The 23,969-nt window shown below is 65.9% G+C and carries 27 protein-coding genes; 18 read left to right on the top strand and 9 right to left on the bottom strand.

Going from position 1 to position 23,969, the window contains the following annotated elements:
* Positions 1 to 8 precede the first annotated feature (8 nt).
* A complete protein-coding gene (locus ACTVZP_RS16065; protein ID WP_443213176.1) occupies positions 9 to 638 on the top strand; it encodes a CoA transferase subunit B in 630 nt (209 codons plus the stop codon).
* Between the two features lie 42 nt (positions 639 to 680).
* On the opposite strand, the gene ACTVZP_RS16060 is transcribed toward ACTVZP_RS16065, so the two are convergent.
* The gene (locus ACTVZP_RS16060; RefSeq protein ID WP_443213175.1) at positions 681 to 1,562 is read right to left on the bottom strand and encodes a lytic transglycosylase domain-containing protein; all 882 of its coding nucleotides are present in this window, start codon (positions 1,560 to 1,562) and stop codon (positions 681 to 683) included.
* A gap of 349 nt (positions 1,563 to 1,911) precedes the next feature.
* On the opposite strand from ACTVZP_RS16060, the gene ACTVZP_RS16055 reads away from it, so the two are divergent.
* The 13 genes from ACTVZP_RS16055 (at position 1,912) to ACTVZP_RS15995 (ending at position 13,821) form a co-directional block, all read left to right on the top strand.
* Positions 1,912 to 2,106 carry a Flp family type IVb pilin gene (locus tag ACTVZP_RS16055; RefSeq protein ID WP_443213174.1) on the top strand — a complete coding sequence of 65 codons (195 nt, stop codon included), beginning with the start codon at positions 1,912 to 1,914 and terminating at the stop codon, positions 2,104 to 2,106.
* A gap of 83 nt (positions 2,107 to 2,189) precedes the next feature.
* Positions 2,190 to 2,378, top strand: coding sequence for a hypothetical protein (locus ACTVZP_RS16050; RefSeq protein ID WP_443213173.1), 189 nt, complete (start codon positions 2,190 to 2,192; stop codon positions 2,376 to 2,378).
* A 129-nt stretch (positions 2,379 to 2,507) separates the two neighbouring features.
* On the top strand, positions 2,508 to 3,332 hold the full coding sequence (cpaB, locus tag ACTVZP_RS16045; RefSeq protein ID WP_443213172.1) for a Flp pilus assembly protein CpaB: 825 nt from the start codon (positions 2,508 to 2,510) through the stop codon (positions 3,330 to 3,332).
* 220 nt (positions 3,333 to 3,552) lie between these two features.
* On the top strand, positions 3,553 to 4,941 hold the full coding sequence (locus ACTVZP_RS16040; protein WP_443213171.1) for a type II and III secretion system protein family protein: 1,389 nt from the start codon (positions 3,553 to 3,555) through the stop codon (positions 4,939 to 4,941).
* Between the two features lie 3 nt (positions 4,942 to 4,944).
* Positions 4,945 to 5,586 (top strand): OmpA family protein, encoded by a 642-nt coding sequence (locus tag ACTVZP_RS16035; protein ID WP_443213170.1) that lies wholly within the window; start codon positions 4,945 to 4,947, stop codon positions 5,584 to 5,586.
* 231 nt (positions 5,587 to 5,817) lie between these two features.
* Complete coding sequence (locus ACTVZP_RS16030) at positions 5,818 to 7,089, top strand: AAA family ATPase (protein ID WP_443213169.1); 1,272 nt, start codon at positions 5,818 to 5,820, stop codon at positions 7,087 to 7,089.
* Between the two features lie 20 nt (positions 7,090 to 7,109).
* Positions 7,110 to 8,570 carry a CpaF family protein gene (locus tag ACTVZP_RS16025; protein ID WP_443213168.1) on the top strand — a complete coding sequence of 487 codons (1,461 nt, stop codon included), beginning with the start codon at positions 7,110 to 7,112 and terminating at the stop codon, positions 8,568 to 8,570.
* A gap of 7 nt (positions 8,571 to 8,577) precedes the next feature.
* Positions 8,578 to 9,546 carry a type II secretion system F family protein gene (locus ACTVZP_RS16020; protein WP_443213167.1) on the top strand — a complete coding sequence of 323 codons (969 nt, stop codon included), beginning with the start codon at positions 8,578 to 8,580 and terminating at the stop codon, positions 9,544 to 9,546.
* A 4-nt stretch (positions 9,547 to 9,550) separates the two neighbouring features.
* Positions 9,551 to 10,528, top strand: coding sequence for a type II secretion system F family protein (locus ACTVZP_RS16015; protein ID WP_443213166.1), 978 nt, complete (start codon positions 9,551 to 9,553; stop codon positions 10,526 to 10,528).
* A gap of 6 nt (positions 10,529 to 10,534) precedes the next feature.
* Complete coding sequence (locus ACTVZP_RS16010; RefSeq protein WP_443213165.1) at positions 10,535 to 11,101, top strand: tetratricopeptide repeat protein; 567 nt, start codon at positions 10,535 to 10,537, stop codon at positions 11,099 to 11,101.
* Positions 11,102 to 11,137: 36 nt separating this feature from the next.
* Positions 11,138 to 11,983: a tetratricopeptide repeat protein gene (locus ACTVZP_RS16005; RefSeq protein ID WP_443213164.1), complete on the top strand. Its 846-nt coding sequence runs from the start codon at positions 11,138 to 11,140 to the stop codon at positions 11,981 to 11,983.
* Between the two features lie 2 nt (positions 11,984 to 11,985).
* Positions 11,986 to 12,489, top strand: a complete 504-nt coding sequence (locus tag ACTVZP_RS16000; protein WP_443213163.1) for a prepilin peptidase — start codon at positions 11,986 to 11,988, stop codon at positions 12,487 to 12,489.
* A 21-nt stretch (positions 12,490 to 12,510) separates the two neighbouring features.
* Entirely contained in the window at positions 12,511 to 13,821 is a 1,311-nt protein-coding gene (locus ACTVZP_RS15995; RefSeq protein WP_443213162.1) for an ATPase, read from the top strand.
* An 11-nt stretch (positions 13,822 to 13,832) separates the two neighbouring features.
* On the opposite strand, the gene ACTVZP_RS15990 is transcribed toward ACTVZP_RS15995, so the two are convergent.
* Entirely contained in the window at positions 13,833 to 14,387 is a 555-nt protein-coding gene (locus tag ACTVZP_RS15990; RefSeq protein ID WP_443213161.1) for a 5-formyltetrahydrofolate cyclo-ligase, read from the bottom strand.
* Positions 14,384 to 15,763: a magnesium transporter gene (gene mgtE, locus ACTVZP_RS15985; RefSeq protein WP_443213160.1), complete on the bottom strand. Its 1,380-nt coding sequence runs from the start codon at positions 15,761 to 15,763 to the stop codon at positions 14,384 to 14,386. Before mgtE ends, ACTVZP_RS15990 begins: the two co-directional genes overlap by 4 nt.
* Before the next feature lie 130 nt (positions 15,764 to 15,893).
* Between mgtE and guaD the strand changes: the two genes are divergently transcribed.
* Positions 15,894 to 17,192: a guanine deaminase gene (gene guaD / locus ACTVZP_RS15980; protein WP_443213159.1), complete on the top strand. Its 1,299-nt coding sequence runs from the start codon at positions 15,894 to 15,896 to the stop codon at positions 17,190 to 17,192.
* A 61-nt stretch (positions 17,193 to 17,253) separates the two neighbouring features.
* On the opposite strand, the gene ACTVZP_RS15975 is transcribed toward guaD, so the two are convergent.
* Complete coding sequence (locus ACTVZP_RS15975) at positions 17,254 to 18,081, bottom strand: inositol monophosphatase family protein (protein WP_443213158.1); 828 nt, start codon at positions 18,079 to 18,081, stop codon at positions 17,254 to 17,256.
* A gap of 88 nt (positions 18,082 to 18,169) precedes the next feature.
* Positions 18,170 to 18,532, bottom strand: a complete 363-nt coding sequence (locus tag ACTVZP_RS15970; RefSeq protein WP_002722818.1) for a helix-turn-helix domain-containing protein — start codon at positions 18,530 to 18,532, stop codon at positions 18,170 to 18,172.
* Between the two features lie 363 nt (positions 18,533 to 18,895).
* On the opposite strand from ACTVZP_RS15970, the gene ACTVZP_RS15965 reads away from it, so the two are divergent.
* The gene (locus ACTVZP_RS15965) at positions 18,896 to 19,855 is read left to right on the top strand and encodes an NADPH:quinone oxidoreductase family protein (RefSeq protein ID WP_443213157.1); all 960 of its coding nucleotides are present in this window, start codon (positions 18,896 to 18,898) and stop codon (positions 19,853 to 19,855) included.
* 45 nt (positions 19,856 to 19,900) lie between these two features.
* Here ACTVZP_RS15965 and ACTVZP_RS15960 read toward each other — a convergent pair whose 3' ends face one another.
* Positions 19,901 to 20,836 (bottom strand): LysR family transcriptional regulator, encoded by a 936-nt coding sequence (locus tag ACTVZP_RS15960; protein WP_443213156.1) that lies wholly within the window; start codon positions 20,834 to 20,836, stop codon positions 19,901 to 19,903.
* 123 nt (positions 20,837 to 20,959) lie between these two features.
* Between ACTVZP_RS15960 and ACTVZP_RS15955 the strand changes: the two genes are divergently transcribed.
* Both ACTVZP_RS15955 and ACTVZP_RS15950 read left to right on the top strand, forming a co-directional pair.
* Positions 20,960 to 21,190, top strand: a complete 231-nt coding sequence (locus ACTVZP_RS15955) for a DUF1127 domain-containing protein (protein WP_443213155.1) — start codon at positions 20,960 to 20,962, stop codon at positions 21,188 to 21,190.
* A 133-nt stretch (positions 21,191 to 21,323) separates the two neighbouring features.
* On the top strand, positions 21,324 to 22,064 hold the full coding sequence (locus ACTVZP_RS15950) for a Bax inhibitor-1/YccA family protein (protein ID WP_443213154.1): 741 nt from the start codon (positions 21,324 to 21,326) through the stop codon (positions 22,062 to 22,064).
* A 50-nt stretch (positions 22,065 to 22,114) separates the two neighbouring features.
* Here ACTVZP_RS15950 and ACTVZP_RS15945 read toward each other — a convergent pair whose 3' ends face one another.
* The 3 genes from ACTVZP_RS15945 to ACTVZP_RS15935 form a co-directional block, all read right to left on the bottom strand.
* The gene (locus tag ACTVZP_RS15945) at positions 22,115 to 22,600 is read right to left on the bottom strand and encodes a GNAT family N-acetyltransferase (protein WP_443213153.1); all 486 of its coding nucleotides are present in this window, start codon (positions 22,598 to 22,600) and stop codon (positions 22,115 to 22,117) included.
* 73 nt (positions 22,601 to 22,673) lie between these two features.
* Complete coding sequence (gene rpmG, locus ACTVZP_RS15940) at positions 22,674 to 22,841, bottom strand: 50S ribosomal protein L33 (protein WP_002722806.1); 168 nt, start codon at positions 22,839 to 22,841, stop codon at positions 22,674 to 22,676.
* A 179-nt stretch (positions 22,842 to 23,020) separates the two neighbouring features.
* The gene (locus ACTVZP_RS15935) at positions 23,021 to 23,929 is read right to left on the bottom strand and encodes an ABC transporter permease (protein ID WP_443213152.1); all 909 of its coding nucleotides are present in this window, start codon (positions 23,927 to 23,929) and stop codon (positions 23,021 to 23,023) included.
* Positions 23,930 to 23,969 lie beyond the last annotated feature (40 nt).

Below are 23,969 nucleotides of genomic sequence, written 5' to 3'. Positions count from 1 at the left end.
GAGAGATCATGGCCTGGGACCGCAACCAGATGGCGGCGCGCGCCGCGCAGGAGCTTCAGGACGGCTGGTACGTCAACCTCGGGATCGGCATCCCGACGCTGGTGGCCAACTACATCCCCGAAGGGATCGAAGTGACGCTGCAATCCGAAAACGGGATGCTCGGGATGGGCCCCTTCCCCTGGGAGGGCGAGGAGGACGCCGACCTGATCAATGCCGGCAAGCAGACCATCACCGAGCTGCCCAAGACCGCCTATTTCGACAGCGCGCAGAGCTTCGCGATGATCCGCGGCGGCAAGATTGCCATGGCGATCCTCGGCGCGATGGAAGTGGCCGAGAACGGCGACCTTGCGAACTGGATGATCCCGGGCAAGCTCGTGAAGGGCATGGGCGGGGCGATGGACCTGGTGGCGGGCGTGCAGCGCGTGGTGGTGGTGATGGACCACACCTCGAAGCACGGCGAGTCGAAGGTGCTGAAGGAATGCACCCTGCCCCTGACCGGCAAGGGAGTGGTCAATCGCATCGTGACCAATCTCGGCGTGCTCGACGTGGTGCCGGGCGGGCTGAAGATCGTCGAATGCGCCGAGGGCGTGACCGAGGACGAGCTCCGCGCCGCAACCGAGGCGACCATCGTCGGATGACACCTCACGGAGCGGCTGGTAACGGCCGCTCCACCGCGGGCCTCAGAGGCCCGCCGACACGATCCGGAAGACACAGGGATCCGAGACCAGTTCGGGTGGCGTGAGGCAAAGCCCCTGCGCCACCTGCCAGGCCGCCAGCACCTTCGGGACGTAATCCCTCGTCTCGGCATAGGGCGGCACGCCTCCGTTGGCGCGCACGGCCCCTTCGCCGGCGTTGTAGGCGGCCAGCACCATCAGCGGGTCGCCCCCGAACTCGCCCATGAGCCAGTCGAGATAGGCAACGCCTCCTGCAATATTCTGCACCGGGTCGAGCGAATCCGCGACGCCGAAGCGCTTGGCCGTCGCGGGAATCAGCTGCATCAGGCCCTGCGCCCCGGCCGAGCTGACCGCGCTGACGCGACCGCCGCTCTCGATCCCGATGACGGCGAGGACCAGCGCCGGCGACACCCGCGTGCCAAGCGTGGCCTTAAGGATGTCGAGCCCGTAGCGTTCGGCGATCTGCTGCATGTGCTGCATCCGCGGCGCCCGTACCGAGGCTCCCTCGGGGCCCTGTGACAGGCTGGCAAGGGCAAGCGGGAATCGGTCCTGCACGGCACCGATCGCCACGGGAACCTTGTCCCAGAACCAGGCATAAGAAGTGCCCTTCGGCGTGGGTCCTGGCTCGACGCCGCCTGCCTCGGGCGGCAGCGAAGCCGGGGCCTCCTTCGCCGCGTCCGGCTTGCGCGGCTGGACCTTGGGAAGGGCTGCAAGCCGCCGCGCCTGCTCGGCAGGATCGATCTGCACCGTGATGCGCTTCGACGCGCCCATAGTCGGCGGCTTTACCCGTCGGAAGGTGAAGTCGGTCTCCGGGCTCAGCTCGGCCGCCGCCGGAGCGGGCGCGGCAAGCATCAGCGCGAGAATCAGCACGCCACTCCAGGTTCGCATCGGAAGACTGCCCGCTCGTCGTTGTTTTCCCGCGATTCTAGGGCAAGGCGGCCATCCGGGCCACGAATCCCTCCTCCGGCCGTCCGGATTTGCCGAAAATAGGACCCATTTCCCACAGTCCCGGTCCTCCGGCCGGTGCCGGATCCGCGAATTATCTTTCGGATGCAACGCATTGCGAAAGGATGGCAGGCCCCATCTTCCGTTCCGCAAAAAACCCACCAGTGACCAAAGTGCCGCCACATTCCGGGGGCTTATTGAACCCATGCCGAGGCGGAGATCGGAACGGGCGGACCGGGAAGAAATCAGCGAAACGGCGGCGAGACGATTACTTCAAGCAAAGGCTGTAACCATGAAAATGCTGAACATCTTCAAAAACTTCCGCAACGACGAAGACGGTGCGGTCACCGTTGACTGGGTCGTGCTGACCGCCGCCATCGTCGGCCTCGGCCTGCTCGTGATGGGCACCGTCAAGGGCGCTCTCGAAACCGCTGCCTCGACGATCTCGTCGAACATCGAAGCCGCTTCGGACCCGGACAACCTCTGATCCATCTCCACACAGCAGAGGAGCCGCAAGAGCGACGCTTGCGGCTCCTCATGCACCTGCGCCGTTCCTTCAGGGAGAACGTCATGGAAAAGCTGCTCCATCTCCTTCGCTCGGACGACGGCGCCATTACCGTTGATTGGGTGGTCCTGACGGCGGCGATCCTTCTGCTCGGCATCCTCATCAGCCTGGCGACCTTCGGAGGTCTCCGGGAAGCCACCGAGCATCTCGCATCCTACGTCGCCTCGTCGGTGGCGAATGCGGGTCAACCGTAAACACAACCACCGCAACTTCGCGTTCCGGATCGGCCATCGCCCCGAAAAGGCCCCAATCAAGCCCCATCACGACGATCAGCCGCCTCCGATCCAGATCTTCCGGAGTGGCACGCGACAAGGGGAATGAACATGCGCTTCGTATTCGGACTCGTGCTGATGGTCGGGCTCGCTCTGGCGAGCTTTGCCGTTTACATGGCGCAGGGCTACATCAGCCAGACCCAGACCGCGCTCGAGAAGGAGCGGGACGCCCGCAAGAAGCTCGGGCCCATGGTCGAGGTCTTCGTCACCAACAAGGCGCTGAACTACGGCGCTCCTCTGACGAAGGATGACGTCCGCAAGATCATGTGGCCCGCCAACGCCTTGCCCGACACGATCTTCAAGGAGGAAGACGTGCTCTTCTCCGATCCGTCGAAACCCCGTTACGTGCTGCGCCAGATGGAAAAGTTCGAACCGGTTCTGGCCGTGAAGGTCACCGAGCCGGGCGTCGAGGCCGGTCTTCGGCTCGCCAGCGGCATGCGCGCCTTCGCCATCAAGGTCGATGTGGCCTCGGGCGTGTCGGGCTTCCTCCAGCCGGGCGACCGCGTGGACGTCTACTGGACCGGAACAGGCAGCGGCGGCGAGACCACGCGCCTCATCGAGAAGACCATTCCGATTATTGCCATCGACCAGACCGCCAATGCCGACGTCGCCACTTCGGCGATGATCGCCCGCACCGTCACGGTCGAGGTGCTACCCCAGCAGGTGGCGCGTCTTGCGCAGGCGCAAGCGACCGGCCGTCTTTCGCTTTCCCTCGTCGGTCGGAACGATGACACAGAAGCGGACGCGGCGCCGGTGGACACCCGCATCCTCATCGGCGAGCCTGACAAGGTCGTCGAGATCGAGGAGGAACCTGCCTGCATCATCCGCACGCGCCGCGGCGCAGAGGTGGTGGAAAGCACTCCCTGCACCAACTGATAGCGGCGCGCCATCGCGCCGGGACAACATTCGGGAGCCGGACGGCAAAGTCGTCCGGCTTCTTCGCATATGCCGAAAAGCCTGCGGTGTTGCCGGTTATCCACATTCATCTTCACCTGCAACCCCATGAATGTTGCAATGAAATGTCGGATCCTGCATCGTGCCGGCTGAGCGGGCAGTTAAGACCTGTGAGTGAGGCGTGATCCGAAAGGCAGGCCAGATGAGCATGAACTACTCCCTTCGGGCCGGGCTGGCTGCGCTTGCGCTCGCGGCCTCCACGGCCGTGACGCCGGCAGCGGCGCAGACGCTCCGGGTGATGGAAGGCTCGGCCTCCAGTGCCCTGAACGTGCCGATGAACCGTGCCGTCGTCGTGGAGAGCGACCGGCCCTTCGCGGAACTTTCCATCGCCAATCCGGGCATCGCCGACATCTCGACGCTCTCGGAAAGCTCGATCTACGTCCTGGGCAAGGCGCCGGGCCGCACGACTCTCACTCTCCTCGGGCCGGACGGACGGCTGATCTCGAACGTGGACGTGCATGTCACGCCCGACGTGGCCGAGTTCAAGGAACGGCTCCGCCAGATCCTGCCCGGCGAGAACATCGAGGTCCGCACGGCGAACGACGGGATCGTGCTGTCGGGCACCGTCACCAGCACGGAACGGCTGGATCGGGCGCTCGACCTCGCGAATCGCTATGCGCCCGATCGGGTGTCGAACCTCATGAGCGTCGGCGGCACGCAACAGGTCATGCTCAAGGTCCGCTTCGCCGAGATGCAGCGCTCGGTCGCGAAGACCCTCGGCTCGTCGCTCACCGCCACCAACGGGACAGGATCGGTCCGCGGCGGCACCGGCACCTATCTGCAGAACGGGATTCCGACCTCCTATCCGCTGAACATCGATGGCGCCGTCAATGGCGCTCTTGAGCTGGGCTTCTCCGTTGGTGCGCTTGAATTCTCGGTGCTTCTTGAGGCCCTTGAATCCAAAGGCGTGGTCCGGACGCTGGCGGAGCCGAACCTGACCGCCCTGTCGGGACAGGAGGCGAAGTTCCTCGCCGGCGGCGAATACCCGATCCCCGTCGCCAGTGGCGACGAAAAGATCGCCATCGAGTACAAGCCCTTCGGCGTGGAGCTGAACTTCACCCCGGTCGTGGTCGACGGCAACCAGATCAATCTCATGATCAATGCCGCCGTCTCCTCGATCGACAACACGGTCTCGCTGGAAAGCGCCGGATTTACCATCAACGCCTTCAAGCGGCGCGAGACCTCGACCACCGTCGAGATGCGCGACGGCGAGAGCTTCGCCATCGCCGGCCTTCTGCAGGACGACTTCCGCAATCTGAACGGGCAGGTGCCGTGGCTGGGCGACATCCCGATCCTCGGCGCGCTTTTCCGGAGCGCGGAATATCAGCGCGCCCAGAGCGAGCTCGTCATCATCGTGACACCGCATCTCGTGACTCCCACCCGCGGCGAGGCGCTGGCCCTGCCGACGGATCGGGTCAAGCTGCCCTCGGAGAAGGAGCAGTTCCTCTTCGGGCGCGTGACCGGGCGCGGAGCCGCGGGCGAGGTCGCCCGGCAGGACTTCAGCGGCTCCTATGGCTATGTGATGGAGTAAGGGATGACGAAGATGCGTTCCACGATCCTCGTCGCCCCGCTGGTGCTGGCGCTGGCCGGTTGCAGCGACAGGATGGCCTCGTCCGAGATTAACGACGGCAGTTTCGGTAATGCCACGATGAACAACTCCCTCGTCCATATGGGGGCAGTGAGCGCAACGCAGGCGCTTGGACAACGCTTCGCGGCAGAGGTCGAGCCGACGATCACCTTCCCCTTCGACAGCGCGGCCCTGACGCCCGAGTCGCAGATGGTGCTGAGTGCACAGGCGGACTGGATCCGCCAATTCCCCGAGGTGCGCTTCCGCGTCTACGGCCATACCGACCTCGTTGGCTCCACGGCCTACAACAAGGCTCTGGGCCTGCGCCGGGCCAAGGCCGTCGTGGCATACTTCGCCTCGCAGGGCATCAACCCGAGCCGTCTCGAGGCCCTTGTTTCCTACGGGGAAACAAGGCCGGTGATCCCGGTTTCCACGCCCGAGGAGCGCAACCGGCGCACCGTCACCGAGGTTTCGGGCTTCGTCGGGGGCAACCGGATGACCCTCAACGGCAAATATGCGGCGATCGTGTTCCGAGAATACGTCGCCGGAGCAAAGCGCGTCCACCCGTCCAACCGCGTGATTGCGACCCAGGTCGCACCCGGCGGCTGATCGCGAAGGGAGCGGCAGGGCCGCTCCCACAAATCCAACAATAACGTTTTTTTAGCCCAAATCCTGCCACCATTGGTCAGCACCTTGTGCCCAATGGGAAACAGTCGGCGTGGCCGGATTCGGCGCGTCGGCATTTCCGTGGATATTTGGGTGTTCAGGACCGTTCGGGTCCAAAATCGGTTTGCGATCTTTGACCCGTTCCGGCGCCCGCCAGGGGAAGGACATGTTGGGATGAACAGCGTGGCGACGCTTCAACCGGATCCTGCGCCAATCGTGGCCTGCACGATCTCGCGCGACGTCCAGAATTTCGAGATCCTGATCAACGACATGGAAATCGAACTGGGCGAAAGCTGGGGCGATCTGTCGTTTGAGGATGCCGAGTTGTTCCTCCGCCAGCCCGAATCGCGGACGCTGGAATTCGTGGCGCTGGCCGTGGACGGCGAGGATGAGGGCGATCTTGCCCAGCTGACGGACATCATCCGCACCGCGAAGGACAAGGGCATCAAGGTCATCCTGATCGCGGATCAGGTGAGCCCGATCGCGCTGCACCAGCTGCTTCGACTCGGCGCCGACGATTTCGTTCCCTACCCCCTGCCCGAGGGCGCGCTCCACGAAGCCATCGAACGGATTCGCACGGCATCGGCATCCGCGGCGAACGATCCGACGGCCGCACCCGCTGCGCCGGGCGCGGTCCATGCGCCCACGTTCAAGGCGCGCGGCGACCGCGACGCCATCCTTCTGCCCGTTCACGGCATGGCCGGCGGCGTAGGCGCCTCGACCTTCGCCTGCAACCTCGCGTGGGAACTCGCCACCGTCTCGAAGACAGATGCTCCGCGGGTCTGCCTGATCGACCTCGATTTCCAGTTCGGCGCCATTTCGACCTACCTCGACCTGCCGCGGCGCGAGTCGGTGTTCGATATCCTTTCCGACACCGAGTCCGCCGACAGCGACGGTTTCCTGCAGGCGATGCTCACCTTCAACGAGAAGCTGCACGTCTTCACCGCGCCTCCGGACATGCTGCCCCTCGACATCGTGACGGCCGAGGACATCGGCCGGCTGCTCGACATGGCGCACGCCAACTTCGACTTCGTGGTCGTGGACATGCCGACGACCGTCACGTCCTGGACCGAAGCCGTCCTCGCCCGCTCGCATGCGTATTTCGCGATGATGGAACTCGACCTTCGCTCGGCGCAGAACGTGCTCCGGCTCGTGCGCGCATTGAAGGCCGAGAGCCTCCCACACGAGAAACTGCGCTTCGTGCTGAACCGCGCCCCGCGCTTCACCGACCTCTCGGCCAAGAGCCGCGTCAAGCGCATGTCCGAAAGCCTCGACATCGAGATCGAGCTGCAACTTCCCGATGGCGGCATGGGCGTGACACAGGCGAACGACCACGGCCTGCCGCTTTCGGAGTCGGCGGCCAAGAATCCGCTGCGCCGCGAGCTGCAGAAGCTCGCGAAGTCGCTCTACGACCACAGCAAGTCCGTGGAAGCCGCCAAGACCTGATGATCCGGAAGGTGTCCTGAATGTTCTCGCGCTATCGCAAGTCAACGGACGGCCAGAAGCCCGCACCCTCGGCGGCGGTGGGCGCGGCCACTCCGACCATGACGGCGCCCGCGGCTCCTGCGCCGGCGAAGGCCCCGGTCGCACAGCCCCGCCCGACCTCGCCGGTGCACCGGCCCGGCGCGGAGGCGATCGCCACCGACAAGGAGAAGAAGCGCAAGGAACGGCTGATGGAGCTCAAGGTCGAGCTTCACCGCCGTCTCCTCGACAACCTCAACCTGGCCGCGCTCGAGAAGGCTTCCGAGTCGAGCTTGCGGACCGAGATCGCCGCCATCTGCGGCGAGGCCCTCGAGGAGATGAGCGTCGTCCTGAACAAGGAAGAGCGCACGATCCTCAACCAGGAGCTTTATGACGAGGTCATGGGCCTCGGCCCGCTCGAGCCGCTGCTGAAGGACGAGAGCATCAACGACATCCTCGTGAACGGCCCCTACCGGATCTTCGTCGAGCGGGGCGGCAAGCTGGAACTGACCGACACGACCTTCAAGGACGAGCGGCACCTGCTGCGGATCATCGACAAGATCGTGTCGGCCGTGGGCCGGCGGGTGGATGAATCGACGCCCTATGTCGACGCCCGCCTTGCCGACGGCTCGCGCTTCAACGCCATGGTGCCGCCGATCGCCGTGGACGGCTCGCTGGTCTCGATCCGGAAATTCAAGAAGGACAAGCTCGGCATCGCCGATCTCGTGCGCTTCGGCGCCTTCACTGAAGAAATGGCGGCGTATCTGCAGGCTGCGGTGGCGACGCGGCTGAACGTCATCGTCTCGGGCGGCACGGGCTCGGGCAAGACCACGACGCTCAACGCGCTCTCGTCCTTCATCGACAACAAGGAACGGATCCTCACGATCGAGGATACGGCGGAACTCCAGCTCCAGCAGGTCCATGTCGGACGGATGGAGAGCCGGCCGGCCAACGTCGAGGGAAAGGGTGCGGTGACGCAGAGGGACTGTCTGCGCAACGCGCTGCGGATGCGCCCCGACCGCATCATCGTCGGCGAGACCCGCGGCGAGGAAGTGATCGACATGCTGCAGGCCATGAACACCGGCCACGACGGCTCGATGACCACCATCCACGCCAACTCCGCCCGCGACGGCATCAGCCGGCTCGAGAACATGATCGCCATGGCCGGGATCGAGATGCCGATCAAGGCGGTGCGCGCGCAGATCGCCTCGGCCGTCAACCTGATCGTGCAGGCCAGCCGCCTGCAGGACGGGTCGCGCCGCATGGTCTCGATCACCGAGATCACCGGGATGGAAGGCGATGTGATCTCGATGCAGGAGATCTTCCGCTACGAGCGTCTGGGCATCGAGCCCTCCGGCAAGATCATCGGCCGCTTCAATGCGACAGGGGTGCGCTCGCACTATTCCGACCGCTTCCGGCAATGGGGCTACAACCTGCCCGCCTCCATCTACGAACCGATCGTCTGAGGGCCCCATGCAGCTGAGCGCGGCACCCATCATCTACATCCTGATCTTCCTCGCCGTGCTCCTGCTGGTCGAGGGGATCTATCTGACCGTCTTCGGCAAGTCGATCAGCCTGAACTCCAAGGTCAGCCGCAGGCTCGCGCTTCTCGAGAAGAACCAGAACCGGGAACAGGTGCTCGAACAGCTCCGCAAGGAGATGAGCCAGCACATGAACGCGAAGGGCATCCCGCTCTACGCGATCCTCGCCTCGAAGGCACAGAAGGCCAACATCGCCTTTTCGCCCAAGGCGCTGGTGGCCGTGATGGTGCTGCTCTCCGGCGTGGCCTACATGGGCCTGACGGTCGGGACCAGCGCCGCCCTGCCCGTGCGCGTTGCCGTGGCAATCGTCATGGGGGTCGGCGCGGTCTACGTGTGGGTGAACAACAAGGCCAAGAAGCGCATGGCCCTGATCGAGGAGCAACTCCCCGACGCGGTCGAGCTGATGGTGCGCTCGCTGCGCGTGGGGCACCCGTTCTCCTCGGCCATCCAGATCGTCGCGAAGGAGGTACCCGATCCGCTGGGGACGGAGTTCGGCGTCATCGCGGACGAGGCCGCCTATGGGCGGGACGTGGCCGAGTGCATCCGTGCCTTCGCCGAGCGCATGGAGAGCCAGGACCTGCGCTTCCTCGCGGTGGCCGTGAACATCCAGCAGCAGTCCGGCGGCAACCTCGCCGAGATCCTCGAGGGCCTCGCCAAGGTCATCCGCTCGCGCTTCAAGCTCTTCCGCCGCGTCAAGGCGATCACCGCCGAAGCGAAGTGGTCCGGCACCTTCCTTTCGGCCTTCCCCATCGTGGCGCTGGTGGCGATCTCGGTCCTCAAGCCCGACTATTATGACGGGGTCAAGGACACGCCGCTGTTCGTGCCCGCGGCGCTGGTGGTGGGTGCGTTCCTTGTCGCGAACGTCGTCTTCATGAAGATCATGGTCAACATCAAGGTGTGAGCCGATGGAACTCCTCAATCGCATCGAGATGGCCCTGACCGACGCCCTCGGCCCCTTGGGACCGCTGGCGGCGGTGGGGATCCTGGGCATCCTTCTCATCGCCGTCACCCTGCCCGCCATGCTGAAGAAGCGCGACGAGCCCTTCGACCGGATCAAGGCGCAGCGCACCTCGACACCCGCTCAGGCCCCCGCGACCCAGGCTCTGCGCCGGTCGTCCGGCTCGAAGAAGCTCGACCGGTTCGCGAACCTTCTCGAACCCAAGACCGCCGAGGAACTTTCGGCCTCGCGGCTCAAGCTGATGCGGGCAGGCTACCGGTCCAAGGGTGCCGTGCGCGCCTTCCACGCCGCTCAGTTCGCCTTCGGCATCGGCTTTCTCGTGATCGGTGTGCTCTACGCGCTGATCGTCTCGGCTGCCGAGCCGCTCAGCATGCAGCAGATGGTCAGTTACACGCTGCTGCCCGGGGCGATCGGCTACTACCTGCCCATCTACTGGGTGAAGCGCCGCGAACAGGAACGGCACGACCAGATCGTGGCGGGCTTTCCCGACGCGCTCGACATGATGCTGGTCTGTGTCGAGGCCGGCCAGTCGCTCGACCAGTCGATCCTGCGCGTCGCGCGCGAGTCGGCCGCCGGTTATCCTGCCCTGTCCGAAGAGTTCGAGATCGTGTCCCAGGAGGTCAAGGCCGGGAAGGAACGCGTCGCCGTGCTAAAGGACATGGCCGAGCGGGTGGGCATTCCCGACGTTGCGTCGTTCGTGACCACGCTGATCCAGTCCGCCACCTTCGGCACCTCGATCGCCGAGGCGCTGCGCGTCTACTCCTCGGAGATGCGCGACAAACGCGTGATGCGCGCCGAGGAGAAGGCAAACACCTTGCCGACCAAGCTCACCCTCGGCACTATGATGCTGACGGTGCCACCGCTGATGCTGATCCTGATCGGCCCCTCGGTCTATGGCATCGCGACGCAGCTGGGCGGACAGTGAGACGACGTGACCCGAGGCCTGCCGATCCTCCTCCTCTGCGTGACCCTTGCCGCCTGCAGCGGTCCGGATGCTCTTTCGAGGCAGGCGGCAGCACGGAATGCGCCCTTCGCGGTGGATCCGGGACGGGACGGGGTCGACGGTCTTCTGGTGGGTCATCGGCTCCTCGCGGCGGGAGAGGACGAGCTGGCGCTGCGGGCCTATCTTCGGGCGGCGTCCGAACAGGGGATCAACGCCGACGTGCTCTCGGCTCTGGGCTCGGCGAACCTGCATCTCGGCCGGCTCAACCAGGCGGAGCAACTGCTGCGCAAGGCGATCGAGATGGATCCCTCCTTCGTGCCGGCCGTCAACAACCTCGGCGTCGTGCTGATGGAGCGCGGACGGACGGCAGAGGCGAAGCTCGTGTTCCAGCAAGCCTTTGCACTCGACAGTGGCGCGACGGACTCGATCCGGGAAAATCTGCGCCGCGCTATCGCGAAAAGCGAATCCACGGTATATGCGGAAGAGGAAGAGCGACATGAGTTCTCCCTCGTGCGGCGTGGGCAAGGGCAATACGTGCTGCTTTCGCAGCTCTAGGGACGACCGGGATCGAGCAGCAAGAGGACGCAAAACATGCGCCACCCTGTCCTGACCGCGCTGTGCCTGCTGGGCACGGCGACCCTGAGCGCCTGCGGGGACCAAGACGCCGACGTTGATCGGGCGCTTAAGAGCGTCAACGTCATCGACGAAAGCAACCTCAACGACATCATGCTGACGGTGGGCGCGCCCGACGAGGCCGTGGCCTACTTCCGCGGCGCCGTGGACAAGGCACCCGACCGCATCGACCTGAAGCGCGGGCTCGCCAAGTCGCTGGTCCGCGCGCAACGTCCCGCGGAGGCCGCGACCGTCTGGAGCGATGTCGCGAATACCCACGAAGGCACGAACGAGGATCGCGTGGCCCTCGCCGATGCGCTCATCCGGTCCAACGACTGGACGCGCGCCGAGGCCGAACTGTCGCGGATCCCCCCGACCTACGAGACCTTCCAGCGCTACCGTCTCGAGGCGATGGTGGCCGACAGCAAGAAGCAATGGAAGAAGTCGGACAGCTTCTACGAAACCGCCGTCGGCATGACGACGCAGCCGGCGGGGGTGCTGAACAACTGGGGATTCTCGAAGCTGACACGCGGCGATGCCGCCGGTGCGGAGCGTCTCTTCTACGAGGCGTTGACCTATGATCCCACGTCGTTCACCACGAAGAACAACCTCGTGCTCGCCCGCGGCGCGCAGCGGAAATACGAACTGCCGGTGATCCAGTCCACCCAGAAGGAGCGCGCCGAGCTGACCTACACTCTGGCTCTCGCGGCCATCAAGAAGGGCGACGTGCTCGTGGGGAAGGGCCTGCTGCAGTCGGCCATCGACACCCACCCGCAGTATTTCGAGGCCGCGGTTCGCAGTCTCGAGGCGTTGGACGCGGGCTGACGATGCAGGGCGTGGTTGCAACGTCACCCTGGGCGGCGCTGTGGTTCCTGCCATTCGCCGTGCCGATCGCGCTCTGGGTGGCGTGGAGCGACATGAAGTTCATGAAGATCCCGAACAAGGCGGTCATCGCCCTGACCGTGGTCTTCCTCGCAATTGGCCCCATCGCGCTGCCGCTCGAGGACTGGCTGTGGCGCTGGCTGCATCTGCCGGTCGTCCTGCTCGTGACGTTCCTCATGAACATGCGCCGCCTGATCGGGGCCGGCGACGCAAAATTCGTCGCCGCCATGGCCCCCTTCTTCGCGACGGCGGACCTGCGCCTCGCCATGGCGCTCCTCGCCGCCTCGCTGCTGGGGGCCTTCGCGAGCCACCGCGGCCTGAGCTTCGTGGGGCCCTTCCGCAGCGCCACCGCCGACTGGCAGAGCTGGCACCGGCGCGACTTCCCGATGGGCCTGGCCCTGTCGGGCATGCTGATCCTTTACCTTCTTGCGGCAGTCTTGGACGGCTGAAACCCTCGTCCCGGTGATCCCATGAACATGCACAATTCCGACGTCATCGCGCCTTCCTCGCCACGCACGCTGGCCGAAACGGGCCTCGGGCTGGTCATGCTGAGGGACATCCTGATCAAGACCATGTTCCGCATGAACCTCGACCTCGTGTCGCAGATCTCGCAGATGGTGTGCCTGCCCGCGCAGCTTACGCAGGAGCTGGTGGACCTCGCGCGAAGCCAGCGGCTGGTCGAGGCCACGGGGACGCTGCATGCCACCTCGGGCAACGAGATGGGCTATCAGCTGACCGATGCCGGCAAGGCCCGCGCGCTCGACGCGCTGAGCCAGTCGGAATATTACGGCGCGATGCCCGTCCCTCTCGACGAGTACCGCAAGCAGGTCGAGCGCCAGTCGATCCGCAACATCAAGCTCACCCGCGAGCAGCTTGTGTCGGCCATGGGCCACCTGATCCTGCCGGACGAGCTTCTGGGCCACCTCGGGCCGGCCGTCACGTCCGGCCGCTCGATCCTGATGTACGGCCCGCCCGGCAACGGGAAGTCCTCGATCTCGAACGGGATCCGCGACGCGCTCGGCGACCGGATCTACGTCCCACGCGCGCTTGAATACTCGGGCCAGGTGATCACCGTCTACGACCCGATCGTGCACCGTGCGGCCGAGGCCGCTGTCGACGATCCGAACAGCCTGCGCCGCACCTCGAACCGCTTCGACAACCGCTACGTCTGGTGCGAGCGTCCCACGGTCATCACCGGGGGCGAGCTCACGCTCGACATGCTCGACCTGACCTACAACCCGGTGGCGCGCACCTATCAGGCGCCGCTGCAGCTCAAGTCCACCGGCGGGATCTTCATCGTGGACGACCTCGGACGTCAGGCAGAACCGCCGCAGAAGCTCGTCAACCGCTGGATCGTGCCGCTCGAGGAGAGCCGCGACATCCTTGCCCTGCAGTCGGGCGAAAAGTTCACCGTTCCGTTCGACACGCTGGTGATCTTCTCGACCAACTTCCACCCCAACGAGATCTTCGACGGCGCGGCCCTGCGGCGGATCTTCTTCAAGATCAAGATTGACGGGCCGAACCAGGAGAACTTCCTGAAGATCTTCGCCATGGTCGCGAAAAAGCGGAAGGTTCCGCTGGACGAGGCTGCGCTGCTGCACCTGATGAAGGTGAAGTTCCCGACCATCGACAACCGCTATGCGAACTACATGCCGGTCTACCTCATCGACCAGATGATCGCCGTCTGCGAGTTCGAGGGGCTGCCCTATCAGATGAGTCCGGCGCTGATCGACCGTGCCTGGGCGAACATGTTCGTGCGCGACGAGGTGATCGCCCGATAGGCTCGACGGCTTCAGCGGCGCAGCGGGACGGGGCCGGTCTCGGTCAGGATAGCATCCAGCGGCTGGTCCGTCGGCTCGATGGGCACCTCGGGCAGTTCCTGCGCCGCGAAGGCGAAGCCCACGGCCGTTACCGGATGGCGCGCACGCAGCCGCTCCAGCGTGCGGTCGTAGAATCCGCCGCCATAGCCCAGCCGGAAGCCGCGTCGGTCGAAGGCGAGCAGCGGCACGACCAGGACCTCTGGCTCGAGCCATGCGCCCTCTTCGGGCACGCAAGCGCCAAACGGGCCCTCGGTCATGCGGCAGCCGGGGCTCCACTCGCGGAAACGCAGCGGCTCGCCCGGCGCCATGATCACGGGGACGCAGACCGGGCCATCATGGGCAGCCATGGCCGGAAGCGGGTCGATCTCGGACCGGATCGGCATGTAGCCGGACAGGACGCGCCCCCGGTGCCGCGACAGCCAGTCCGCCAGAAGCTCGGCCGCCTGCCCCTGCCCGGCCTCGTGCGCAAGCGCGCGGGCGGCACCTGCGGCACGGCGGGCGTCCGCCTTTCGCGCGGCCAGCGTCACAGCAGCACCGCCCCGGCGAGGCCGAGGAAGGCGAAGAAGCCGACGACATCCGTCACGGTCGTGACGAAGGTTCCCGAGGCGAGGGCCGGATCGACGCGCGCCTTCTGCAGCACGACGGGCACGAGGATGCCGGCGAGGCCCGCCACCAGCAGGTTGACGATCATGGCGGCACCGATGACCAGCCCGAGCATGGGGTTCTCGAACCAGAACCAGCTGACAAGCCCCATGACCAGCGCGAAGATGAGCCCGTTGACGAGGCCCACGATCGCCTCGCGCCGGATGACGCGTGCCACGTTAGAACCGGTCAGGTCACGCGTGGCCAGCGCCCGAACCGCCACGGTCAGAGACTGCGTTCCGGCGTTGCCGCCCATCGAGGCGACGATCGGCATCAGCACGGCCAATGCCACCAGCTGCGCGATGCTGTCCTCGAACTGCGCGATCACGAGGCTCGCGAGGATCGCCGTCAGCAGGTTCACGAACAGCCACGGCAGCCGCTGCCGGGTGGTCTCGATCGCCGTGTCCGAAATCGAGCTTTCGTCACCGACCCCGGCGAGACGGAGGATGTCCTCCTCGTGTTCTTCGTCGAGCACGTTCATGGCGTCGTCGATGGTGATGACGCCGACCAGCCGGTCGTTCTCGTCCACCACCGGGCAGGAGATGAGGTGATACTGGTTGAAGATATAGGCGACCTCGGCCTCCTCGACCGTGGCGCGGATGGTGCGGAAGCTCTCTTCCTCGATTTCGGTCAGCTTCACGTCGCGGCGCGACGACAGGAGCCGGCCGAGCGTGACGTAGCTGCGCGGCTTCATGCGCGGGTCGACGAGGATGACGTGGTAGAACTGGTCGGGCAGCTCTTCGGCCCGGCGCAGGAAGTCGATGGCCTCGCCCACCGTCCAGTGCATCGGCGCCACGACGACTTCGCGCTGCATCAGGCGGCCCGCAGAATACTCCGGATAGGCCATCGCCTGCTCGACGGCCACCCGGTCGGCCCGGTCCAGCGCGCCGAGGATCGCCTCCTGCTGCGGCTCCTCGAGATCCTCGAGGATGTCCACCACGTCGTCCGTGTGGAGTTCCCGCACCGCCTCGGCAATCACCTCGGGCGGCAGGTTCTCGATCACCTCCTCGCGGATCGCATCGCTGATCTCGGACAGGATCTCGCCATCGATCCCGTCGGACCACAGCGTCAGCAGCTCTCGCCGCTCCGACGGGCCGATCTGCTCCAGAACGTCGGCGATATCTGCGGCGTGGAGCGGTTCGAGCAGGTCGGACAGACGCGCCTCGTCGCGCTCCTCGACCGCCTCGAGCACCGAATCCACGATCCGGTCCGGCACGCCCGACCGTTCTTCCTCGCGCTTGTCGCCCGTCTCTGCCTGCAATATGGCGCCCCCGTTTCGCTTTTCATCGACCTTATCCAAGGATGGCGCACAGAAACAGGGGCGGCGGGAAATTTACCCTGCCGAGGAAACGGGCTAGGTTGAGGCGCTTCACCCCCGACGGAGATCCGACATGACCGACCTGCTGCTGGGACAGGTGCTCTCCTTCGCGGGCGACCCCTTCCTCGAAGGCGAGGCGGCGGCCCGCCACGAGCCTCATGGCGGCGTGCTCGTGTCGGACGGGAGGATCGTCGAGGTCGGCAAGGCCGCGGCGCTCCGCGCCTCGCATCCGCAAGCGCGCGTCACGGATTACGGAACTGGGCTGATCTCGGCAGGCTTCGTCGACGCCCATGTGCATTATCCCCAGACCACGATCATCGCGAGCTGGGGAAAGCGCCTGATCGACTGGCTCGAAACCTACACCTTCCCGGAAGAGATGCGCTTCGGCGACGCCGCATATGCCAACGAAGTTGCGGGCAGATATCTCGACCTGACGCTGGCGCATGGCACGACCACGGTCTGCAGCTACTGCACCATCCATCCCGAGAGCGTCGACGCCTTCTTCGGGGCAGCCGCGGCTCGTGGCCTGCGCGCCTACGCGGGCAAGACCTGCATGGACCGCAACGCGCCCGAAGGCCTGCGGGACACGGCGCAGAGCGCCTATGACGACAGCAAGCGCCTGCTCGGCAAATGGCACGGGCGCGACCGGCTGTCCTACGTCATCACGCCCCGCTTCTCGCCCACCTCCACGCCCGAGCAGCTGGCCGCGCTCGGCGCGCTCTGGCGCGAGCATCCCGACTGCCTGATGCAGACGCATCTTTCCGAGCAGCTCGACGAGATCGAGTGGGTGAAGGAGCTTCATCCGCAGGCGAGGGACTATCTCGACACCTACGAGGCGCAGGGCCTGCTGCGCGAAGGCGCCGTCTTCGGCCATGCGATCCACCTCGCCGACCGCGAGCGGGACCGGCTTGTCGAAGCGGGCGCGAGCCTCGTGCATTGCCCGACGTCCAACACCTTCATCGGGTCGGGTCTCTTCGACATGGGGCTTGTCGCGCAGGGCATCCGCGTCGGGCTTGCGACGGATACGGGCGGCGGCTCGTCCTTCTCGATGCTGCGGACCATGGCCGCGGCCTACGAGATCGGCCAGCTGCGCGGACAGGCGCTGCATCCGGCCCAGCTCTGGTGGCTGGCAACGGCCGGCTCCGCCCGCGCGCTGCGGGCCGAGGACCGGATCGGCAACATCGCACCGGGGTTGGAGGCGGATCTCGTCGTCCTGGATCTCGCCTCCACGCCGGCGATCGAGCAGGCTACCCGCCGCGCGGAGTCGATCTGGCAGCAGATCTTTCCCAGCATCATTATGGGCGACGACCGTGCCGTACGCGCGGTGTGGGTGGGCGGGAAACCCGCTTTCGCCGGCCCGGGCACGGCCTGAAGAGAGGCGGGCCGCTGACGCGAGCGACGCGCCCTCGCCCGCAAGGCGGCCAGTCGTTGCTTCAGCCGACAGCGTCGGAGATGGGCGCTTCATCCCTCAGGATCCGCAGGGCAAGCGCGTGAACCTCTGGCGATGCGGCAGCGATGACTCGGCCGCCATTCGGGTTCCGCCGGCCTTCCCAGTCCGTCACGATCCCTCCCGCAGCCTCGATCACCGCCATCGGCGCCTGCACGTCGTAAGGTTGAAGGCCAGCCTCGACGACGAGATCGATCTGCCCTGCGGCAAGCAACGCGTAACCGTAGCAGTCGGTGCCGTATCGGGTCAGCTTGACCTGCCCGGCCAGGCGGCGGAAGGCGGCCCCTTCCTCGGCCGTCCCCACTTCGGGGAAGGTGGACATCAGGATCGCCTCGGATAGCGGCCGGGCGGATCGCGTGGCGAGACCACGCTCGCCCATGGGGCCGATGACGCGGGCGCGGCCGAAGCCGCCCTCGAACCGTTCCTTGATGTAGGGCTGGTCGATCAGGCCGTAGATGGGTCCTGTCTCATCGGCGACCGAGATCAGCACGCCCCAGGTCGGCGTGCCGCAGAGGTAGGAGCGCGTGCCGTCGATCGGGTCCAGCACCCAGGTAAGACCGCTGTCTCCCCTGGTCCGGCCCATCTCCTCGCCGAGGATGGCATCCTGCGGGCGCCGCCGCGCGAGGATCGCCCTCATGCGCTCCTCGCAGAGCCGATCGGCAACCGTGACCGGATCGAACCGGTCGGTCTCCTTCGTTTCGGCCAGAAGGGCCATGCTGCGGAAATGCAGCAGCGTGGCTTCCCGTGCGGCCTCGGCCATCTCGGCCGCGGTATCGATGAGTTCCGCTGTCTCGCTGACGGTAAGCATCTGCATCCTGGCCCTCCTGCGCCCCGCGGGTAGCCTGCGGGGCGATCAGGGTCAAGCGCGGCGTCCCGGCGCGGACGCCCGCTCATCCATCGAGCTAGGCGGCTTCGGACAGCACCCGGGCCAGATCGAACAGGCGGCGACGCTGCGCCTCCGGGATCGCGTAGTAGGAGCGGACGAGCTCCAGCGCTTCCTTGTCGGTGATGCGGTCGCCTTCGGCCTGACGCGCCTGATCGCCGGCGCCTTCCAGACCCTCGAAGAAGAAGCTGATCGACACGCCCAGCGCTTCGGCGATGTCCCAGAGACGGGAAGCGCTGACGCGGTTCATGCCAGTCTCGTATTTCTGGATCTGCTGGAACTTGATACCCACACAGTCAGCCAATTGCTGCTGCGTCATGCCCACCATCCACCGGCGGTGGCGGATGCGTTTCCCAACGTGGGCGTCGACGGGATGTTTCATGAAATGTCTCCGTAAATCTTCCAGCTGTCCCTGCACCACTTACAAGCAAATTGTGTGCCAAAACCGCCCTGCAGATGCTTTTCTTTCCAGAAAAAGTTCACTTGAAACAAACCTGTCTTTTTGGATATGTCTAATCATACAGACTCGGCCCCGTTCGGTAGAAGGGCGCTCGGATCGCCCCTCGGGCGCACCATCACCCACTCACTCGCCCATAGGTGATTTTGCAAAATGCGACGCATCTTGCAACGAGAGCGAGGCAATTCCGTTGCATAGTGCGAATCTTGCGCGTCTGGCTGGCAAATCCGACGTTCCGATGGTCAAATTCGGCGCTTTTCCCGCCACCGAAAGGTCATCATTCGCCTCATGCGTGCCTTCAGACTGACCAGAACCGGACAGGATCCGCAGCTCGCGGATGTGCCCCTGCCCGAGCCCGCTCCGGGCGAGGTGCGGCTCCGCATCGCCGCCTGCGCCCTCAATTTCGCGGACCTCCTGATGATCCAGGGCCGCTATCAGGAGCGCCCTGCCCTCCCCCTCACCCTCGGCATGGAAGTGGCCGGAATCGTCGATGCGCTCGGGCCGGGCGTGGAGGGTCTCGAGCCCGGAACGCGGGTCGCGGCCTTCGGCTCCTGCGGGGGACTGGCAGAGTTCGGCTGCTGGTCCGCCGAGCGCTGCATCACCCTGCCCGAGGGCGTGAGCTTCCGCGATGCGGCCGCGTTCCAGATCGCCTACGGCACCGGCCATCTCGCGCTCGACCACCGGGCGCGGTTGCGAGCCGGAGAGACGCTTTTCGTCACCGGCGCCGCGGGAGGCGTGGGTCTCGCCGCCGTGCAGATCGGGCACCGCATGGGCGCGCGGGTGATCGCGAGCGCACGGGGCGAGGACCGGCTCGACATCGCGCGGGCCGCGGGTGCGCATGAGGTGATCGACAGCGATGCGGACGAACTCAAGGGCAGGCTGAAGGCGCTCGGCGGGATCGACGTCACTTATGACACGGTGGGGGGCGCGGGCTTTGACGCAGCACTTCGGGCGTCCCGTCCCGAGGGCCGGCTGCTCGCGATCGGCTTCGCAGGAGGCGAGGTTCCGCAGGTGCCCGCCAACCTCCTTCTGGTCAAGAACCTCAGCGTCATCGGTCTCTATTGGGGAGGCTACATGACCTTCGCGCCGCGGGTGCTGACGCAAAGCCTCGAGACGCTTCTCGGATGGATGGCGGAGGGAAGCCTCGACCTTCATGTCAGCCACGAATTCCCACTGGAAGAGGCCGCCGAGGGACTGGACCTGCTGCGCAGCCGGAAGGCCACCGGCAAGGTGGTGATTCTTCCCTGATCCGTTCGGGACCGCCTGCCGGCCGGCCCCGCGGCCCGCGCGGCCTCATGCCCTGAAGGCAAAGCGCGGCCCGTCCTCGGCCACAGGCTCGCTGGTCAACACGGGGCGCGGCGCCGAGCCACCGGCAGCCTGTGCGGCATAGGCCCGGCGGATCAGCTCGGCCAGCACCTCGACCGCAGGGCTGTGGACGGGATCGGCGACGTAGAGGTTGACCTTGCTCGTCTCGAGGTCCGGCAGCGATCCGCAATGGGGGATGCGCTCCATGTAGCGTGGTTCGGCCCCGGCGAGGGACACATGCACGGCGAGATCGGCCGAGACGCTGGCCTCGATCGTGCGCGAGCTGTCGGATTCGACGGCCATCGTCCACGGAATCCCCATCTCGTCGAGCGCCGACTGAACCCCCATGCGGAAGATGCAGTTCGGCTCGAAGGCGAGGCGCAGCGGTCGCTGCTTCCAGGCCTGCCCGCCAGGCGCGCCGACCCAGACGAGCGGCAGTTCGACCAGCGTCTCGCCTCCCGGCTCCACCGCATCCTCGGTGGTCATGATCACGTCGCACTCGCCTCGCGCAAACTGCGACTTGAGCTTCCGGGTGTAGGAGGAAAGCAGAGTGACGCGCATGCGCGGGAATTCGGCCGCGAAGCGCTGCAGCACCTGCGGGATTGCGGGATAGACGATGTCATGCGGCACCCCCAGCACGACCTCTCCCTCGAAGTCGTCATGGGTAAGTCGGCCGAAGACCTCGTCGTTCAGCGCGAGCATCCGCCGCGCATAGCCGAGCAGCTGCTCACCCGCGGCCGTCAGGCTCACCCGCCGGGCCGACCTGTCGAGCAGCGCGAGATCGAGGGTCTCCTCGAGCCGCTTGATCTGCATGGAGACAGCCGATTGCGTGAGGTTCAGGAACCCGGCCGCCCGCGTGACGCCGCCCGCATCGGCGACGGCCACGAAGGACCGGAGGGCAGTCAGATCGAGGTTGCGCGGCATATCACGAATCCTGATGCTGGGCGTCAAAAGCATTCATTTTCCAAATGTGAACGATTCTGGCATAAGGATCAAGCGAGGGGAGCGACCCCTTGCACGATATCCGATCATGGAAAGGACGGACCAATGTTTGCCTCGCTTCACACAGCCCGCCTCGCGACCAGCGGCGTGCAGGCGGGCGGGAGCCTTCAGCGCCTCGTCGCCCATCTCCAACTTGCCGTTGCCGCGCATCGCCAGCGCCGCGCCCTCGCGCAGCTCGACCCGCATTTGCTCAGCGACGTCGGCCTGACGGCGGACGAAGCCCGCGCCGAAGCGGCCCGCCCGCTATGGGACGTTCCTTCGAACTGGCGTCGCTGAGACGTATCGACAGGGGTTTTGGCCCCGAGTGAGGGCCGGAACTCCTTGAACTGGGAGGCCAGCTTTCCGATATTGGCGTCAAAGGTGTCCGGGCTGACCGGACATGCGGACGGAACAACAAGGAGAGCACGATATGGCTGAATATCAGACGGTGCGTTCGGTCGGCGCAGGCGCCCGGGCGGCCAGGATCGACGAGGGCCTTCGCGCCCACATGAACAAGGTCTACGGCCTGATGTCGGTCGGCATGCTGCTGACCGGCGGCGTGGCCTGGGCCTTCGGGACGAGCGAGCAACTGTTCTCGCTGCTGCGCGACCCGGTGACGATGAGCCCCAATATCCTCGGCTGGATCGTGATGTTCGCCCCGCTCATCATGGTCTTTGCCTTCGGCGCGGTGCTCAACCGCCTGAGCCAGGCAGCGGCGCAGCTCTTCTTCTACGCCTACGCGGCGGTCATGGGCCTGTCGCTCAGCTGGATCTTCGTGGCCTTCACGGGCGTGTCGATCGCGCAGACCTTCCTGATCACGGCGATCGCCTTCGCGAGCCTGTCGCTCTTCGGCTACACGACGAAGAAGGACCTTTCGGGCTTCGGCACCTTCCTGATCATGGGCGTGGTCGGCCTGATCGTCGCGATGATCGTGAACATCTTCCTCGCTTCGTCGGCGCTGGCCTTCGCGATCTCGGTCATCGGCGTTCTGATCTTCGCCGGCTTGACCGCCTACGACACGCAGAACATCAAGAACACCTACCTCCAGCACGCCCACACGGGCGATGCGGAGTGGCTGGGCAAGGCCGCGATCATGGGCGCGCTTCAGCTCTACCTCGATTTCATCAACCTCTTCATGTTCCTGCTGCAATTCATGGGCAACCGCGAGTAACCGCAGCAACGACGGCACGGGATGGGGCCGGTCTTCGGACCGGCCCTTTTTCATGGCCCGCGCAGCATCCGTTCCCCCGGAAAGGTCACGCCGGGGCCAAGCCTCACCGAGACTTCGCCCAGCCGCCGGAACCCCATCCTCTCATAGAAGGGGATGGCGGTGCGGGTAGCGAGACAATGGAAGCGGAGGACGCCCTCGGCGGAGGCCTGCGCGATCGCGCGACCGAGGAGCGCCGTGGCGATCCCCTTCCGCACATGGGAGGCATGGGTCACAAGGTGCCGGATCTCACCCTCCCCCACACCGCGCAGGCTCCAGCCGCCAGCGGCGAGGATCCTCCCCTCCGGCTCGGCTATCCAGTAGCGGCCCGAGGCAAGCAGCACGGGCTGCGCGCGGGCGAGCAGCGGGACCGCCGTCACCAGCACCGATGGCGGGTAGTCGGCCCTGAGGAGGCGGCCATAGCTGTGGGCGAAGAGCGCGTCCACCGCCGCAAGATCCTCGGGACGTGCGAGGCGCAGATGCAGGCCGGGCACGGTCACGGAAGCAGGCTCCTGAAATGCCGAAGGCCGCGCCCGAAGGCACGGCCTTGTCCGCAAACAAGAGAGGCCGATCTTACTTGATCTTGCCTTCCTTGTATTCGACATGCTCGCGCTTGACCGGATCGTACTTCCGCACGACCATCTTGTCGGTCATGGTGCGGGCGTTCTTCTTGGTCACGTAGAAGTGCCCGGTGCCCGCCGTCGAGTTCAGCCGGATCTTGATCGTCGTCGGCTTCGCCATGGTTCGTCTCCTGCAGTCGGCGGGCAGACGCCCTCCGCAAAAATCCCTGAGCCCCGCCTTTTAGCGACGCTGAGGCGAGAGTCAACCGCAAAACACCCCTGAAAATGCAGGCTCCGGCAGATGGAAAGGCCCGCCCGGCTCGGGGCCGGGCGGGCCGTCAGAAAGCCTGCGCGAAGGTGTCAGCCAGAGATGCCGCGCAACCGCTCCGAGCGCCGCCGCAGCAGCTCGACCGTGGCGAGCAGCGCCACCGAGACGATGACGAGGATCGTGGCAACCGACAGGATCGCCGGGCTGATCTGCTCGCGGATGCCGTTCCACATCTGGCGCGGGATCGTCTGCTGGTCATGTGCGGCCACGAAGAGCACCACCACCACCTCGTCGAAGGAGGTGACGAAGGCGAAGAGGCCGCCGGAGATCACGCCCGGCAGGATGAGCGGCATCGTCACCTTGAAGAAGGTCGTGGTCGGGCTCGCGCCGAGCGAGGCCGCGGCGCGGGTCAGCGACTTGTCGAAGCCGACGAGCGTGGCCGTCACGGTGATGATGACGAAGGGAATGCCGAGCGTGGCATGGGCCAGCACCACACCCACATAGCTGCCCGCGAGGCCGGTGGCCGAATAGAAGAAGAAGAGCCCGGTGGCGGTGATGATGATCGGCACGATCATCGGGGAGATCAGGATCGCCATGATGGCGCGGCGGTAGGGCATCTCGGGCCGCGAGAGACCGAGGGCCGCGACCGTGCCGAGCACTGTGGCCACTATGGTCGAGGAGACACCGATGATGACGGAGTTCTTCGCGGCCCGGACCCAGGCTGCGTTGTTCCAGACGTCCATCCACCACGAGGTGGTGCGCGGGGCATCGGGGGCAGACATGCCGAAGGTCAGCAGCGTGTCATACCACCGCAGCGAATAGCCTTCGGGGTCGAGCGCCAGCATCTTCTCGGTGAAGGTGAAGTACGGCTCGACGTTGAAGCTGAGCGGGATGACGATCAGGATCGGCGCGATCAGGAACAGGAAGATCAGCGCGCAGATCACGCGATAGGCATAGTACCAGATGCGCTCGAGCGGGCTGGCATAGACGGGAAGAGCCATCGGGCGAGTCTCCTGAGGCAGAGGCCGGGGGCGCTGCCCC

The organism is Rhodobacter sp. NSM (genome assembly GCF_052244495.1).
Taxonomy (GTDB): Bacteria; Pseudomonadota; Alphaproteobacteria; order Rhodobacterales; family Rhodobacteraceae; genus Cereibacter_A.
The sequence above is the reverse complement of the archived record's forward strand: the minus strand, read 5'-3'. Positions and strand labels throughout refer to the sequence as shown.

Coding starts and splice junctions, on each gene's coding strand:
- ACTVZP_RS16065 (WP_443213176.1), top strand. CDS start 9: ATGGCCTGGGACCGCAACCAGATGGCGGCGCGCGCCGCGCAGGAGCTT.
- ACTVZP_RS16060 (WP_443213175.1), bottom strand. CDS start 1,562: ATGCGAACCTGGAGTGGCGTGCTGATTCTCGCGCTGATGCTTGCCGCG.
- ACTVZP_RS16055 (WP_443213174.1), top strand. CDS start 1,912: ATGAAAATGCTGAACATCTTCAAAAACTTCCGCAACGACGAAGACGGT.
- ACTVZP_RS16050 (WP_443213173.1), top strand. CDS start 2,190: ATGGAAAAGCTGCTCCATCTCCTTCGCTCGGACGACGGCGCCATTACC.
- cpaB (WP_443213172.1), top strand. CDS start 2,508: ATGCGCTTCGTATTCGGACTCGTGCTGATGGTCGGGCTCGCTCTGGCG.
- ACTVZP_RS16040 (WP_443213171.1), top strand. CDS start 3,553: ATGAGCATGAACTACTCCCTTCGGGCCGGGCTGGCTGCGCTTGCGCTC.
- ACTVZP_RS16035 (WP_443213170.1), top strand. CDS start 4,945: ATGACGAAGATGCGTTCCACGATCCTCGTCGCCCCGCTGGTGCTGGCG.
- ACTVZP_RS16030 (WP_443213169.1), top strand. CDS start 5,818: ATGAACAGCGTGGCGACGCTTCAACCGGATCCTGCGCCAATCGTGGCC.
- ACTVZP_RS16025 (WP_443213168.1), top strand. CDS start 7,110: ATGTTCTCGCGCTATCGCAAGTCAACGGACGGCCAGAAGCCCGCACCC.
- ACTVZP_RS16020 (WP_443213167.1), top strand. CDS start 8,578: ATGCAGCTGAGCGCGGCACCCATCATCTACATCCTGATCTTCCTCGCC.
- ACTVZP_RS16015 (WP_443213166.1), top strand. CDS start 9,551: ATGGAACTCCTCAATCGCATCGAGATGGCCCTGACCGACGCCCTCGGC.
- ACTVZP_RS16005 (WP_443213164.1), top strand. CDS start 11,138: ATGCGCCACCCTGTCCTGACCGCGCTGTGCCTGCTGGGCACGGCGACC.
- ACTVZP_RS16000 (WP_443213163.1), top strand. CDS start 11,986: ATGCAGGGCGTGGTTGCAACGTCACCCTGGGCGGCGCTGTGGTTCCTG.
- ACTVZP_RS15995 (WP_443213162.1), top strand. CDS start 12,511: ATGAACATGCACAATTCCGACGTCATCGCGCCTTCCTCGCCACGCACG.
- guaD (WP_443213159.1), top strand. CDS start 15,894: ATGACCGACCTGCTGCTGGGACAGGTGCTCTCCTTCGCGGGCGACCCC.
- ACTVZP_RS15975 (WP_443213158.1), bottom strand. CDS start 18,081: ATGCAGATGCTTACCGTCAGCGAGACAGCGGAACTCATCGATACCGCG.
- ACTVZP_RS15970 (WP_002722818.1), bottom strand. CDS start 18,532: ATGAAACATCCCGTCGACGCCCACGTTGGGAAACGCATCCGCCACCGC.
- ACTVZP_RS15965 (WP_443213157.1), top strand. CDS start 18,896: ATGCGTGCCTTCAGACTGACCAGAACCGGACAGGATCCGCAGCTCGCG.
- ACTVZP_RS15960 (WP_443213156.1), bottom strand. CDS start 20,836: ATGCCGCGCAACCTCGATCTGACTGCCCTCCGGTCCTTCGTGGCCGTC.
- ACTVZP_RS15955 (WP_443213155.1), top strand. CDS start 20,960: ATGTTTGCCTCGCTTCACACAGCCCGCCTCGCGACCAGCGGCGTGCAG.
- ACTVZP_RS15950 (WP_443213154.1), top strand. CDS start 21,324: ATGGCTGAATATCAGACGGTGCGTTCGGTCGGCGCAGGCGCCCGGGCG.
- rpmG (WP_002722806.1), bottom strand. CDS start 22,841: ATGGCGAAGCCGACGACGATCAAGATCCGGCTGAACTCGACGGCGGGC.
- ACTVZP_RS15935 (WP_443213152.1), bottom strand. CDS start 23,929: ATGGCTCTTCCCGTCTATGCCAGCCCGCTCGAGCGCATCTGGTACTAT.